The following is a 13,518-nucleotide window of genomic DNA, read 5'->3' as shown; positions in this document are numbered from 1 at the left end:
CCGCTAAGCCGCCGCTTCGCCGAGCTCGAAATGAAACACCTTGGCGATCACGCGCCAGCGCCCGTCGAGCCTGATGAAGCTCAGCAGGTCGGTGAAGCGCTTCTCGCCGATGGCGCATTCGACGCGGGCGAGGGCGGTCACCGGCCCGGCGAACTCGATCGAGAGGATGCGGTCGCGGCGGGGCTCGCCGCGGCTCGCGGGCGAAGGCCGCTTCGCCACCACCGGCAGGTACCGATCCATGGTGAGGTGGGTCAGCCTGCCCTCCGTCCCGCAGGCGTAGATCGCCTGCGGGTGGAAGAGCGCACCGAGCCTGTCGGCGTCGCTGTGATGAAGCCCGTCGAAATAGTCGCCGAGCGCCGCGACGATCTCGGCAAAGCGCGGATCGGCGCTCACGGGATCAGCCCCTCGGCGCGCATCGCGTCCCGGACCGTGGCGCGGGTGGCGATCCGTTCCATGAAGGCCTGCACCTTCGGCCAGCGGTCGAGCGGGAAGCCGACATGGCCACCCCAGTTCGCCACTGTGAAGAGATAGCCGTCAGCGACGCTGAAGCGCTCGCCCAGCAGATGGGGGCGGCCGTCGGCGAGCTTCGCCTCGACATCATCGAAGCGGCGCGCCAGCTTCTCCCTGGCCGCCTCCTTGTTTCCGTCGCTGTCGGCGGCGTTGAACAGCGGGGCGAAGCCCTTGTGCAACTCGGACGAGACGAAGTTGAGCTCTTCCTGCAAGCGGGCGCGAGCGAGCGTCGCCGGTTCGGGCGCGAGGCCGGCCTCGGGATTGAGGTCGGCGACATACTGGACGATCGCCGCTCCTTCGGTCAGCACCGCCCCGTCGTCGAGTTGCAGGGCCGGCACGTAGCCGCGGGGATTGATGGCGTAAAAGTCGGCGCCGCTTTCCGTTGTCTTGGTCCTGGTGTCGACCTTTTCCAGCGTGAAGGGCAGGCCGGCCTCGCGCAGGGCGATATGAGGCGAAAGCGAGCATGCGCCCGGGGCGTAGAACAGTTTCATGGTGATCCGTCTCTTGGTTGGCGGGTCGCCAGAGCTAGGAGACGAGATAACTTTTGTATACCGAGTAACTTATGGTAGTTGAATTTTCCGGTATCCATCCGGTAACCGGACAATTCGCCTCATGGCTCTGAAAATACGAAAGAATCGGGCGAAGAATCCGCCGCCGACCTGCGCGGTCGGCACCTGCATGCAGCTGCTCGGCAAGGCCTGGACGCCGAACGTGATCTGGTATCTGAGCGCCGGGCCGCGCCGCTTCGGCGAGCTGCGCCACGACATGCCGCTGATCTCGGCGAAGATGCTGAGCGAGCGATTGCGCGATCTGGAGAGCAAGGGGGTCGTCGAGCGGCGCGTCATGCCGAGTTCGCCGCCCTCGACCGAATACAGGCTGACCGAGCTCGGTCTCGAGCTGATGCCGGCGATCGAGGCGATCGTCGCGGTCGGCGCGCGCCTGAAGGCGCGCATGGGACAGGCGGCCGCAGCCGCCTGAGATTTCTTTGACGCAATTCCGGACGCGAAACCGCTTCGCACTTTCGCTGGAATGGCTTTAGCCCTTCGCCGCGGCTTCCAGCCCGCCGAGGTCGAGCTTGACCATCGTCAGCATCGCCTCGGCGACGCGCCTGGCCTTGGTACGGTCGGGATCGCGGATCAATTCGCCGAGGCGCTTGGGGGTGATCTGCCAGGACAGGCCCCAACGATCCTTGAGCCAGCCGCACTGCTCGAACCTCCCTCCCTCGCCAAGCGCGTCCCAGAGCCGGTCGATCTCGGCCTGCGTCTCGCATTCGACCACGATCGAGAAGGTGTGGTTGAAGGCGTCGGAACGCGCGGCCTCGAAGGCCTGGTAGCGCTGGCCGCCGATGGTGAAGGAGGCGATCCTGACGCTGCCGGCCGGGCCGCTCGGCGATTCCGCCGGCAGGGCGCTGGTCCATTCCAGCGCCGAATCCGGGATCAGCGAGGTGTAGAGGCCGATCGCAGCCTCCATGTCCTTCTCGAACCAGAGATTCTGGGTGACTTTCATCGCCGTGCTCCTCGTTGCGTCCTCGGCCGGATCATGGCCGTCCTGCCGAGGACGATGGAAGGGCGAGCGTTCCGACAGGGCGGGGCGTTTTTTTGGCGCCACGTCGGGGCCGGCTCGATCGTCGGCCGGATGGGCGAGGTACGAACGCCTCGGCCCGGGCCGGCGTGTGAGCCGGCCTACCGGGCGTGCTCCGCCCTGGGTCCGGCGTCCTCCGTCGCCGCCTCGGCCTCCACCGGATCGCCGAACAGGCGCAGGCAGTTGCGGCCCGCGGCCTTGGCGACATAGAGCGCCGAATCCGCCTCGGCGAAGCGGCGCTCGGGATCGTGCAGCAGTCCCGGGCGCAGGACAGTGGCGCCGATCGAGGCGCTGATCTCGATCGAGGTCCCGCGCCAGGCCACCGGGCGCGCCAGCGCCTCGCGTGCCTCGCCCAGCCGGTGGAGCAGATAGGGCCGGCCAGCGGCGGAGCAGAGCAGGAGGCCGAACTCGTCGCCACCGATGCGGGCGATGATCGCGGCGTCGCTCAGCGCGGTTTCCAGCCGCATGGCGATCTGGCGCAGGCATTCGTCGCCGGCGGCATGGCCGAGGCGGTCGTTGATCGGCTTGAGGTTGTCGAGATCGACGATGGCGAGGACGCCGAGCGCGCAGCCGTCGCCGGCGTGGCGGCGCAGCTCGGAGAGCTGCATCTCGAAGGCGCGGCGGTTGGCGAGGCCGGTCAGCGGGTCGCTGTAGGCGAGCCGGCGCAGCCCCATCCACATGTCCTTCTCGCCGGTGATGTCCTGCTTGGCGCCGTGGATGCGGACCGGCCGGCCGCGCTCGTGGGTGACGGCGGCGGAGAGGCGCATCCAGCGCTCACTGCCGGCGGCGGTGCGGATGCGGGCGTCCATGACGAAGCCCTGGCCGCTGGCGATCAGCCGCTTGCGCAGATGCTCCATCTCGGCGCGGGACTCGTCATGGTAGAGGTCGACGATCGAGGGCCGGTGGATCGCCGCGCCTCGCGGCAGGCCGAACAGGTCGTAGATGCCGTCGGTCCAGCTCAGGCGCGCATCCGCCAGCCGGCATTCCCAGGCGCCGATGCATGCCATCAGCGCGGCCTGGTCGTAGAGGCGTCTGGCTTCGGCGTCGGAGAGCGGCATGGGCAAGGAGGTTCGTGCGGCGGGAGCAGCGCTCCCCCATGGTAATTTCGCAGACGTTAACGAAGGCTTGGCGGGGCCGGACTCATTCGCGCCTGAGCGCCTCGATCGGATCGAGGCGGGCGGCCTGGCGCGCCGGATAGAAGCCGAAGAAGACGCCGATCAGGCCGGAGACGCCGACGGCGACCAGGATCGTCTGCGGCGCGATCACGAAGGGCCAGCCGGCGAAGCGCGCGATCGCGGTCGCGGCGCCGATGCCGAGGGCGACGCCGACGGCGCCGCCGATGGTGGCGAGCGTCGTCGCCTCGATCAGGAACTGCGAGAGCACGTCGCGCTGGCGGGCGCCGACCGCGAGGCGCAGGCCGATCTCGCGGGTGCGCTCGGTCACCGAGACCAGCATGATGTTCATGATGCCGATGCCGCCGACCAGGAGCGAGACGCCGGCGACGGCGGCCAGCAGCCAGGAGAGGGTGCTGGCCGCCGCGGTGGCGGTGTTGGCGATCTCGGTCAGGTTGCGGATGGTGAAGTCGTCCTCCTGCTCCTCCGGCAGGCGGTGGCGCTGGCGCAGCAGGGCGCGGGTCTGCTCGATGCCGGGATTGATCGCCGCCTCGCTGGCGAACTTGACCATGATGGTCTGCACCGAGCGGTCGCGGGCGTAGTTGCGGCCGACGATGCGGCGGCGGCCGGTGTCGAGCGGCACGAAGATGACGTCGTCCTGATCCTGGCCGAGCGCCGACTGGCCCTTGCCCGCCATGACGCCGATGACCTTGAACGGCACGTTGCGGATGCGGAACATCTGGTCGAGCGGGTCGCTCTCGCCGAAGAGGTTGCGCGCCACGGTCTGGCCGATGATGGCGACGATCTCGCCGCGGCGCAGCTCCTCCGGTTCGAACAGGCGGCCCTCGGCCAGCCCCCATTCGCGGGCGGTGAAGAAATCGAGATCGGTCGCGGTGATCGTCGTCGACCAGTTGGTGCCGGCATAGACTGCCTGGGCCCGGGTGGTGATCACCGAGGCGGCGGCGGCGACGTCCTCGACCTCGGCCGCGACAGCCCTTGCATCCTCGTCGGTCAGGGTCGAGGAGGCGCCGGCCCCGAGCCGGACGCCGCCCTGCGTGACGTTGCCGGCCTGGATGATGGCGAGATTGGCGCCGAGCGACTTGATCTGGCTGTCGACGCGCTCGCGGGCGCCGGAGCCGATCGCGACCATGGCGATGACGGCGGCGACGCCGATGATGATGCCGAGCATGGTCAGCGCCGAGCGCAACGCATTGGCGCCGATGGCGGAGAGGGCCGAGCGGATGGCTTCGAGGAGGCTCATTCGGCGGCCTCCGTCAGGGGCGCGGCGGCGTCGTGCGCCGCGAGCGCGGCGCGCGCATCGGCCGGCGCCTGACGGGCGTCGGCGATGACATGGCCGTCGCGGAAGCGCACGACGCGGCGGGCATGGCGGGCGACCTCGGCGTCATGCGTCACCAGAACGACGGTGACGCCCTCGCGGTTGAGGTCCTGGAACAAAGCGAGGATCTCCAGCGCGGTGCGGCTGTCGAGCGCGCCGGTCGGCTCGTCGGCGAGGAGCAGGCGCGGCTGGTTGACCAGCGCGCGGGCGATGGCGACGCGCTGCTGCTGGCCGCCGGAGAGCTGCATCGGCCGGTGATGGGCGCGCTCGGCCAGGCCGACCCGGGCGAGGGCGGCGAGCGCGCGCTCGCGCCGCGTCCGGCCGTCGAGCCCGGCATAGACCATGGGCAATTCGACATTGGCGCAGGCATCGACGCGCGGCAGCAGGTTGAACTGCTGGAAGACGAAGCCGAGCTTGCGGTTGCGCAAGGCGGCGAGGCCGTCGCCGGAGAGCGTCTCGACCGCGACGCCGTCGAGGCGGTAGTGGCCGCCGGTCGGCCGGTCGAGGCAGCCGATCAGGTTCATGAAGGTCGACTTGCCCGAGCCGGACGGACCCATCACCGCGACGAGCTCGCCGGCCTCGATCTCGAGCGAAACCCCGCCGAGCGCGGTGACGCGGCCGGAATCGAGGTCATAGACCCGCGAGAGATCGCGCACCTCGATCAGGGGCATGGCGCGCCTGCCCTGTCACGGCGGGAGTGCTGCGGCTGCCGCTGCGCCACAATGATCCGCGGCGGGCCCTCACCCCTACCCCTCTCCCATCCGGGAGAGGAGATGCCGCGCTTGTTCTTGTCTGCGGATGAGCGCTTCATCACCCGCACCCTCAGAACAGCCTTGGCCCGCGCGGAGCCGGCCCGCGGCCGGCCGGCGCGGGCTCGGCACTGCGCGGGCCGCCGCCGACCACGACCTGGGTCCCCTCGGCGATCTCGGCTCCCGGCAGAACCTGGGTGAAGGCGCCATCGCTCGGGCCGAGCCTGACCGCGACCGACCGGGGCTGGCCCTCGCCGTCGAGGACATAGACGCGGCCGGGCACCGCCTCGGACTGAACCGCGGGCCGGCTCTCCTGCATCAGCGCCTCGAATTTGGCGCGGCGCTCGGGGTCGAGCACGGCGGCGATCCTGCCGCGCAACTCGGCGCGGGCGGCGCGAAGGGCGACGCGGCGCTCCTCCTCCGACAGCCCGGCCGCGACCTGGCGGCTGCCTGCACGCTGCTCGGCCATGATCGCCGCGATCGCCTGCTTCTGCTCCGGCGTCGGCCGGACCTCCGCCTCGATGCGCTCGCGCAGCGCGCCCGCGGCGCGGCCGCCGCCGGCCATGCCTCCGCCCGCGCCCGCGGCCGGAGCCGGGGCGGGCAGGGCGGCCGGCCCGCCGAGCGGGCGGAAGCGCAGCGCCGCATTGGGCACGCGCAGCACGTCGCGCCGGTCGTCGGTGACGATCTGGAGATTGGCGGTCATGCCCGGCAGCAGAGCGAGGTCACCGTTCTCGACGCGCACGACGCCGGTATAGGTGACGACGTTCTGGATGGTCTGGGCGCCGAGGCGCACCATCTGCACCTTCCCCTGGAAGGTGCGGTTCGGATAGGCGTTGACGCTGAACGAGACCTCCTGGCCGACCTTGAGGCGGCCGACATCGGCCTCGTCGATATTGGCGTAGATGTCGATGGTGCGCAGGTCCTGGGCGATCTGGAACAGGGTCGGGGCCGACAGCGAGGCGGCGACCGTCTGGCCGAGATCGACCTGGCGCTGGACCACGACGCCGTCGACCGGGGAGCGGATGTCGGTGCGCTCGAGATCGATCAGGATGTCCTTGAGCCTGGCGTCGCGCTGGGCGATCGCGGCCTCGCCGGACTGGAGCTGGCCCTGGGCGAGGAGGATATCGGCGTCGAGCCCGCCCATCTCCGCCTGGAGCGAGGCGATCTGGGCCTCGTTCGAGGCGAGCGCCGCCGTCTGGATGTCGACCTGGGTGCGGGCGCTGTCGAGCGCCTGCTGCGCGCCGGCCCCGCGCGAGAACAGTTCGTTCTGGCGCTCGAAGGTGCGGCGGGCGTCGGCGAGCTGGGCGCGCGTGCGGTCGCGCTGGGCCTCGAGGTCCTTGAGCGTCGAATTGGCCTTGCTGCGCGCCGCCCCGGCCCGGTCGAGCTGGGCGCGCTTGACGAGGAGGTCGGCCCTGGCCTGCTGGAGATCGGCGGCGGCGGCGTCGCGCCGGGTCCTGATCTGGTCGCTGTTGAGGCGCGCCACGATCTGGCCGGCCTTCACCTGCGAATTGTAGTCGGCGAGGATCTCGACGATCTGGCCGGAGAGCTGCGAGCCGACCAGCACGGTGGTGACCGGCGTCAGGGTGCCGGTGGCGCGCACCGAGGCGGTGATCCGGCCACGATCGATCGCAGCGGTGCGATAGGCCGCGTCGCTGGCGGCGCCGCCGGTCGGCCGCAGCGCCCAGTAGCCGCTTGCGACGGCCGCGGCCCCGAGCCCGGCGATGATCAGCCATTTTCGCAAGGTCTGCTCCCTTCGCGGCCGGCCGCGGACACGCGATCCCATGCCGCGAAACATGCCAGAATTCAGGATGATAAGCGAATTAACTTACGGCAATGTGGCGGTGAACCGCAGTTCGGACGGGGTGTCCGGGGCCGCAGGCCAACACGCAATCTTTACGCCGCTGCTGCAGAAGGGGTGGATGCCCAGTCACGACGGCCGGGCGCTCGCCCCGGGAGACGTCGACGTGCTGATCCGCATCCTCGCGCTGGTTGCCATCGCCCTCGCAGCCTTGCCGAGGGCCGCCATGGCCCAGGCGCCGGCAGCCCCGATCCGTGTCGCGTCGGGCGTGCACTACGAATTCCTGGCGCGCTGGGACGTCGACCAGCTCAACCGCATCCTGACGGTCGACACCCCGAAATTCGCCGGCATCACGGTGACCTACAGCCCGGCGCGGAACGCCGTCAGGCTCTACCGGGTGAGCTACCCCTCGGTCATTCCCGAGCGCGGCAACAGGCCGACTGTCGCGACGGGGCTGGTGGCCGTTCCCGATACCGGTGGGGCGAGCTTTCCGATGGTGTCCTACCAGCACGGGACGGTCTACGGAAAGCAGGAGGTCCCTTCCTTCCCCGAGCAGTCGCCCGAGACGCAGCTCATGCTCGCCCAGTTCGCCGGCCAGGGCTACGTCGTCGTCGGCGCCGACTATTTCGGCCTGGGCGGATCCGCGGAGCCGGAAGGGTACATGGTCAAGGGCAGCCACCAGCAGGCGACCTACGACATGCTGATGGCGGCCCGGGCCGTGCTGGCGGATCTCAGGATCACGACGCCGAAGCTCTTCCTGAGCGGCTGGTCGCAGGGCGGCTTCGTGACGCTCGCCATGCTCGAAAAACTGGAGAGCGCCGGCGTTCCGGTGCAGGCGGCCGTCACGGCCAGCGCGCCCGCCGACGTCTTCGTCGCCCTGAACGGCTTCCTCAACTTCCCTCGGAAGATCGATGCGAGCTGGGTGCCGACCCTGTTCATCCTCTCGAGCTTTTCGTTCGAGAACTACTATGGCGTGCCGGGCCTCGCCCGCTCGGTGCTGACGGACGATTATTTCGAGCTGTCGCGCAAGGCCTATGAGCGGCTGCCCTTCGACGCCGGCGCCGTGCCGACCGAGCTCCGCAAGATCATCCGCCCCGAGTATTTCGACCCGCAGTTCTTCGCGAACTCGGCCTATGGCCGGCTCGTGGCGGCCGCGCAGGCCTATCGCTGGGTGGTAAAGACGCCGGTCAGGACCTTCTATGGCGAGACCGATGAGGCGATCCGGACCGAACTCGGTCAGTTGCCGATGGCCTATCAGAAGACCATCGGGAACGATCGCGTCGAAGCGGTCTCGACGGGCGACACGAGCCATCGCGGCACCTTCGCCAAGGCCGTGCCGCAATGGAAGGCCTGGTTCGACGGGCAGTGATCGCGGCCGCGCCCGGCGGCGCGTCATCAGCCGGTGCGCGCCTGCTGCGTCAGCGCCAATAGATCGCGCAGGGTGGTGATGGTCGAGCCGTCGGCGACGCCGTCGATCTTCGCCGGCCGCCAATGGCGCTGGAAGGCGGCGACGACCGCTTCGAAGCGGTCGTCGAAGACGCCGTCGACCGAGACGCCGTAGCCGAACATGGCGAACATGGCCTGCAGCGCCTCGACCGGCGGGCCGGCGTCGCCGCGGGCGAAGAAGCGGCCGCCCCGGATCGGCGCCGGCTCGGTCCAGAGCCCGACGCCCGCCTCGGCGAAGCGGCGCCAGGGAAATGTCTCGCCCGGATCGATCTTGCGGCCGGGCGCGATATCGGAATGGGCGAGGACCCGCTCGGGTGGGATCCGCCAGCGCTCGCAGATGTCGCGGCACAGGTTCAGCGTCGCGGCGAGCTGCGTCTCCGGGAAATCCGGCAGGCCGCCGGGATGGCCGGGATTGGCGATCTCTATGCCGATCGAGGCGGAGTTCAAATCGGTCTCGCCGGCCCAGTGCGAGGCGCCGGCATGCCAGGCGCGGCGCGCCTCCGGCACGAGCTGGAGGACATGGCCGTTCTCGAAGACGAAATAGTGGGAAGAGACCTGCGAGGCCGGGTTGCACAGCCATTGCAGCGCCTCGCCGGCATCCGGCATGCCGGTGTAGTGCAGGATCAGGCTGTCCGGGCGGCGGCCGGCCGAGCCGTCGCGATGCTTGCGCTCGCCATGGTTGGGCGACGGGAAGACCTTGGCGGCGAAGCGGCTGTCGGGGGTGAGGGCGAGGCTCACGCCGGCTCCACCTGCTTGCCCTGGAGGCCACGCTCCTTCGCGATCGCATCCCAGGCGGCGTTGATGGCGGCGAGGCGGCGGGTGGCGATGCAGACCGCCTCCTCGGGCAGGCCGCGCGCGATCTCGCGGTCGGGATGGTTCTCGACGACGAGCCGGCGGTGGAGCTGCTTCAGCTCGGCATCGCTCATGTCGCGATCGGCGCCGAGCACGAGATAGGGGTCGTCGCGGCGACGCAGATGACGCGCCTCGATGCGGGCGAAACCCGCCTCGTCGATCCTGAAGATCGCGGCGACGTCGCGCAGATAGGCGTGTTCGCGCTCGTGGACCGCGCCGTCGGCCGCGGCGATCAGGAAGAGGCCGTCGAGCACGTCCTCCAGGAGGGCGGGCTCATCGCGGAAGCTCTCGGCGATCTGCTGCGCATAGGCCTCGAAGCCGGCGCTGGTCTGCTTGGCCAAGTCGAACAGGCGCTCGACCTGGGCCTTCTGCTCGGCCGGAACGGTGACGATGCGCTCGAAGGCGGCGACCTCGTCTCGCGTCACCACGCCGTCGGCGCGCGCCATCTTGGCGGCGAGGGCGACCAGGCCGGTGGTGAAGATGAGCTGCCGGGGGGCGGGGCCGAACAAGGCCCCCTCGCGGTCGATCAGGACATGGCCGGCAAGCGCGCCGACGAGGGCGCCGAGCGGTCCGCCGAGGGCAAAGCCGAGACCGCCGCCGCCCAAAATCCCCCAGAAAGACGACGTCATCGCTCGCTCCGCCATGGCCCGGCGGGCCATGGCTTCTGCCTAGAACGGTCCTCGCTCAGCGGCAATAGAGCCGGCCGTAATAGTCGCGGTAGTAGCCGTAGGGGCAGCCGCCGTAATAGCCGTCGTAATAGTAGCCGCGGCGGTAGGGCGAGGTGGCGGAGCCGATCAGGGCACCACCGGCCGCGCCGATGACGCCGCCGGCGACCGCGCCGCCGGCCCGCCCCGTGGCGAGGCCGCCGATCACCGCGCCGGTCGCCGCACCGACCAGGGCGCCGCCGCCGACGCGCTCCTCATGCGGGGTGCAGGCGCTGAGAGCGAGCCCGACGGCCGCGATTGCGATCAATCTCTTCATCTCGTTTCCCCTTCTCGGGTCGTGCGGCGCAGCGGAAGCCCGGCTGGAACCGGCTTTTTGCATTGCGAACGGCAATTGCGGTCGCAATGGGGCGATGATTTGGCCCGACGCCGCGACTGCGTCAACGCCCGCGACGATGAATCGTTCCGGCGCTCAATACATGATGATTGCTTCTATCGAAATGAGGCTAAAGTAATCATGCTAATAGCAGGTTCGAATCGAATTCGTTCGTATCGGACAGATTGTCGTCACATTCATCTATCATTTCGCCGCGCCGTTTCCCGACGCCGCAATAGATGAGGCTCTTCCTGCATGAACAAAATCTCCGGTAGCGGCTGCGCCGCCTTCGCAATTTGCCTGGCCTTTCTTCAGCCTGCTTCTGCCCAGGTGAATGCCGAGACCGACGCCCGCGCCTTCATCGTGCGGGAAGCCGAAATCCGGCGCCAGGCAGCCGCTGCCGAGCAGGGCCAGGAGCCGCAGAAGGCGGGGTCCGAGACCGTCGAGGCGAAGGACGAGCGCAAGGGCCGCGCCAAGGCCGCCAGGGCGGGACGGGACGGGCGCTCGCCGCTCGCGGCGCCGGCCGGATCCGAGGGCCTGCGCGCGCTGGTCGCCCGCCACGCCGCCGCCAACGGTGTGCCCTTCGCGCTGGCCGACGCCGTGGTCCGCATCGAGAGCCGCTACAATCCTCGCGCGGCCCATGCCGGCAATTTCGGGCTAATGCAGATCCGCCACCAGACGGCGCGCGGCGTCGGCTACGGCGGCGGCGCGGCCGGCCTGCTCGACGCCGAGACCAACGCCCGCTACGGCATGAAATATCTCGGCCAGGCCTACAAGCTCGCCGGCGGCGACACCTGCCGCACCGTGATGAAATACCAGAGCGGCCATCTGGCGAGCCGCATGAGCGGCGCCAACCGCACCTATTGCGCCAAGGTCCGCAGCATCACTGCCAGCAGCGGCACGGTGACGGCGAGCAACTGACGCGGCATCCGGCGGTTCGCCCGCCGGACGCTACGCGATGCTCTGCGCGATCGCCTATGCGCTTGACGCTCGCGGCCCGAGAGCGCACATCGGGCCGGCCAGTCGGCCGGACGGCCGCTCCTGCTTCGGCAGGGGAGGAAAGTCCGGGCTCCACGGAAACACGGTGCCGGATAACGTCCGGCGGGGGCGACCCCAGGGAAAGCGCCACAGAGATCGAACCGCCTCGCGCCGGAGAGCTTCGGCTTTCCTGGCGAGGTAAGGGTGAAAAGGTGCGGTAAGAGCGCACCGCGGACCCGGCAACGGGGACGGCATGGCAAGCCCCACCGGGAGCAAAACCGAATAGGGACGATGCTCGCCCGCGAGGGCGAGGGGCCGGTTTCCAGGCCCGGTCGTCCGGGTTGGTTGCTCGAGGCGCGCAGCGATGCGCGTCCCAGAGGAATGGCCGTCACGCCGGGGGAGCGATCTCCCGGCCATCCAGAACCCGGCTTACAGGCCGGCTGGCCCCCTTCGTTGATTGCATTGAAAAGGGCCGGGATCGCTCCCGGCCTTTCGTCATTCCGGTCCCTCAATTCTTCACGCCGTCATCCCGGACAAGCCACGATAGCGGCGCCGATCCGGGATCCATGCCTGAACCGGCGACCGGAGTTTTCTGGAGCCGGTGATAGGCTGGACCGCTCAGGCAACCTTGAGCTCGACGTCGATATTGCCCCGGGTGGCGTCCGAATAGGGGCAGACGATGTGGGCCTTCTGGACGAGGTCCTCGAGCTGGGCCTTGTCGATGCCGGGTGCCGAGATCGTCAGCGTGACGGCGATGCCGAAGCCCTTGCCGTCGTCGCGCGGGCCGATGCCGACATCGGCGCTGACGCGGGCATCGTCGGGGATCTTCACCTTCTCCTTGCCGGCGGCGAACTTCAGCGCGCCGAGGAAGCAGGCGGAATAGCCCATGGCGAAAAGCTGCTCGGGGTTGGTGCCGTCACCGCCGCCGCCGCCGAGCTCCTTCGGCGTGTTGAGGACGAGCTTGACGTTGCCGGTGTCGGTGGCGGCCTCGCCTTCGCGGCCGCCGGTGGCGGAACCATGGGCGGTGTAGAGGATCTTCATCGCTGCTCTCCTTGGCTGGCGGTCCATCCGCCTTGGTCGATGCGAGGTAAATTGTGCACAATTGAATTGCTGGCAATTCAAAAACTCGTGAACGGGGCGACGCGGGGTGCGATGAAGGAGTATCTTTGGTTCGTCGCGGGGGAGACTGTTTCAGGGGCGGGTTGTTCCAGCCCGACCGGATCGCTCCTGCTGCCCAAGGAGCGATGATGCGGGCAACTGACGGCAAGACCATGACAGAGAAAGCAAAGGCGACAACGGTGCGCGGACTCGACGAGCAGATCTGCTTCGCGGTCTATTCGGCCGCCCATGCCTTCAACCGGGCCTATCGGCCGTTCCTGGCCGAGCTCGGGCTGACCTATCCGCAATATCTCGTCATGCTGGTGCTGTGGGAGCTGGACGGGCAGAGCGTGAAGGCGATCGGCGAGCGGCTGATGCTCGATTCCGGCACCTTGACGCCGCTGCTCAAGCGCCTCGAGGCGAGCGGGCTCATCCTGCGCAAGCGCGGCCGCGAGGATGAGCGGCAGGTGCTGGTCGAACTGACGGCGGCGGGCCGGAACCTGCGCGACAAGGCGGGCCGGACGCCCAATCCGGTGCCTTGCGCGGTGGGCGATAGCGGGGTCCCGCCGGGGCGCCTGCTGGACGATGTCCGGCTCCTGCGCGAGGCCCTGTTGCGCAAGGCGTCGGCAGGGGAGTGAACCTGGCCGGGCAGGGCGGGCGACGCCGCGAATTTTTCTTCCTGGCTCGGCCGGGGCGGCCAGCCGTCAGAGCTGCCGTCCCGCCACATGGCTTCAGCCAAAATCCTCGTCTTTACGGATGGTTAACCTTAACGGGCTGTGATGCTCGCAGGCTCGGGCAGCACCGCGTCTGCAGCGTTGGATCCGTTGACGCCCATATTATCCCATGGTATCCCAAATCATCCCGTCGAGACCGACAGGCGAGCAGCAAGTCAGAGCCCGTGTGCCGCGCGGGTTTTGGCTGACGGCGCCGCCATGTCGGGATCGACGGGAGTATCGATGGCCGGTGCCGGCCGGCGCGCTTCGCGCCGTCATCATCCGACTGGAAGCCCGACCCGGAGGC

At 69.4% G+C, this 13,518-nt stretch carries 15 protein-coding genes and 1 other RNA gene; 5 read left to right on the top strand and 11 right to left on the bottom strand.

What is annotated here, in order from left to right:
* Positions 1-3 precede the first annotated feature (3 nt).
* Both CS1GBM4_RS14390 and gstA read right to left on the bottom strand, forming a co-directional pair.
* Positions 4-393: a nuclear transport factor 2 family protein gene (locus CS1GBM4_RS14390; RefSeq protein ID WP_186419418.1), complete on the bottom strand. Its 390-nt coding sequence runs from the start codon at positions 391-393 to the stop codon at positions 4-6.
* Positions 390-1,001, bottom strand: coding sequence for a glutathione transferase GstA (gene gstA / locus CS1GBM4_RS14385; protein WP_186419417.1), 612 nt, complete (start codon positions 999-1,001; stop codon positions 390-392). The genes CS1GBM4_RS14390 and gstA overlap by 4 nt, the downstream gene beginning before the upstream one ends.
* Before the next feature lie 121 nt (positions 1,002-1,122).
* On the opposite strand from gstA, the gene CS1GBM4_RS14380 reads away from it, so the two are divergent.
* The gene (locus CS1GBM4_RS14380) at positions 1,123-1,488 is read left to right on the top strand and encodes a helix-turn-helix domain-containing protein (protein WP_186419416.1); all 366 of its coding nucleotides are present in this window, start codon (positions 1,123-1,125) and stop codon (positions 1,486-1,488) included.
* A gap of 57 nt (positions 1,489-1,545) precedes the next feature.
* Here CS1GBM4_RS14380 and CS1GBM4_RS14375 read toward each other — a convergent pair whose 3' ends face one another.
* The 5 genes from CS1GBM4_RS14375 to CS1GBM4_RS14355 all read right to left on the bottom strand — a co-directional run bounded on the left by CS1GBM4_RS14375 (position 1,546) and on the right by CS1GBM4_RS14355 (position 7,029).
* Positions 1,546-2,016 (bottom strand): VOC family protein, encoded by a 471-nt coding sequence (locus CS1GBM4_RS14375; RefSeq protein WP_186419415.1) that lies wholly within the window; start codon positions 2,014-2,016, stop codon positions 1,546-1,548.
* 176 nt (positions 2,017-2,192) lie between these two features.
* A complete protein-coding gene (locus CS1GBM4_RS14370) occupies positions 2,193-3,149 on the bottom strand; it encodes a sensor domain-containing diguanylate cyclase (RefSeq protein WP_186419414.1) in 957 nt (318 codons plus the stop codon).
* Positions 3,150-3,231: 82 nt separating this feature from the next.
* Positions 3,232-4,464, bottom strand: coding sequence for an ABC transporter permease (locus tag CS1GBM4_RS24615; protein WP_186419413.1), 1,233 nt, complete (start codon positions 4,462-4,464; stop codon positions 3,232-3,234).
* Positions 4,461-5,210: an ABC transporter ATP-binding protein gene (locus tag CS1GBM4_RS24610; RefSeq protein ID WP_186419412.1), complete on the bottom strand. Its 750-nt coding sequence runs from the start codon at positions 5,208-5,210 to the stop codon at positions 4,461-4,463. The genes CS1GBM4_RS24615 and CS1GBM4_RS24610 overlap by 4 nt, the downstream gene beginning before the upstream one ends.
* 151 nt (positions 5,211-5,361) lie before the next feature.
* Complete coding sequence (locus CS1GBM4_RS14355; protein WP_186419411.1) at positions 5,362-7,029, bottom strand: efflux RND transporter periplasmic adaptor subunit; 1,668 nt, start codon at positions 7,027-7,029, stop codon at positions 5,362-5,364.
* Between the two features lie 283 nt (positions 7,030-7,312).
* Here CS1GBM4_RS14355 and CS1GBM4_RS14350 point away from each other — a divergent pair, with 283 nt between their 5' ends.
* Positions 7,313-8,455, top strand: a complete 1,143-nt coding sequence (locus tag CS1GBM4_RS14350; RefSeq protein ID WP_244607257.1) for a prolyl oligopeptidase family serine peptidase — start codon at positions 7,313-7,315, stop codon at positions 8,453-8,455.
* 26 nt (positions 8,456-8,481) lie between these two features.
* Here the strand turns inward: CS1GBM4_RS14350 and CS1GBM4_RS14345 are convergent, their stop codons facing one another.
* Genes CS1GBM4_RS14345 through CS1GBM4_RS14335 form a run of 3 tightly spaced genes read right to left on the bottom strand, consistent with a single transcriptional unit; the run spans position 8,482 to position 10,365 of the window.
* Positions 8,482-9,270: an N-acetylmuramoyl-L-alanine amidase gene (locus CS1GBM4_RS14345; protein ID WP_186419409.1), complete on the bottom strand. Its 789-nt coding sequence runs from the start codon at positions 9,268-9,270 to the stop codon at positions 8,482-8,484.
* Positions 9,267-10,013, bottom strand: coding sequence for a TerB family tellurite resistance protein (locus CS1GBM4_RS14340; RefSeq protein WP_186419408.1), 747 nt, complete (start codon positions 10,011-10,013; stop codon positions 9,267-9,269). The genes CS1GBM4_RS14345 and CS1GBM4_RS14340 overlap by 4 nt, the downstream gene beginning before the upstream one ends.
* Before the next feature lie 55 nt (positions 10,014-10,068).
* Positions 10,069-10,365, bottom strand: a complete 297-nt coding sequence (locus CS1GBM4_RS14335; protein WP_186419407.1) for a glycine zipper domain-containing protein — start codon at positions 10,363-10,365, stop codon at positions 10,069-10,071.
* 312 nt (positions 10,366-10,677) lie between these two features.
* Here CS1GBM4_RS14335 and CS1GBM4_RS14330 point away from each other — a divergent pair, with 312 nt between their 5' ends.
* Together CS1GBM4_RS14330 and rnpB are read left to right on the top strand one after the other, a co-directional pair.
* On the top strand, positions 10,678-11,343 hold the full coding sequence (locus CS1GBM4_RS14330) for a lytic transglycosylase domain-containing protein (RefSeq protein WP_186419406.1): 666 nt from the start codon (positions 10,678-10,680) through the stop codon (positions 11,341-11,343).
* 98 nt (positions 11,344-11,441) lie between these two features.
* An RNA gene (rnpB, locus tag CS1GBM4_RS14325) (RNase P RNA component class A) lies at positions 11,442-11,848 on the top strand.
* Positions 11,849-12,018: 170 nt separating this feature from the next.
* Here rnpB and CS1GBM4_RS14320 read toward each other — a convergent pair.
* On the bottom strand, positions 12,019-12,441 hold the full coding sequence (locus CS1GBM4_RS14320; RefSeq protein WP_186419405.1) for an organic hydroperoxide resistance protein: 423 nt from the start codon (positions 12,439-12,441) through the stop codon (positions 12,019-12,021).
* A 230-nt stretch (positions 12,442-12,671) separates the two neighbouring features.
* Between CS1GBM4_RS14320 and CS1GBM4_RS14315 the strand changes: the two genes are divergently transcribed.
* A complete protein-coding gene (locus tag CS1GBM4_RS14315; protein ID WP_186419404.1) occupies positions 12,672-13,136 on the top strand; it encodes a MarR family transcriptional regulator in 465 nt (154 codons plus the stop codon).
* The last annotated feature ends 382 nt before the right edge of the window (positions 13,137-13,518 follow it).

Source organism: Allobosea sp. CS1GBMeth4 (assembly GCF_900185715.1).
Lineage (GTDB): Bacteria > Pseudomonadota > Alphaproteobacteria > Rhizobiales > Beijerinckiaceae > Allobosea.
This window is presented reverse-complemented; position numbering and strand designations above follow the sequence as displayed.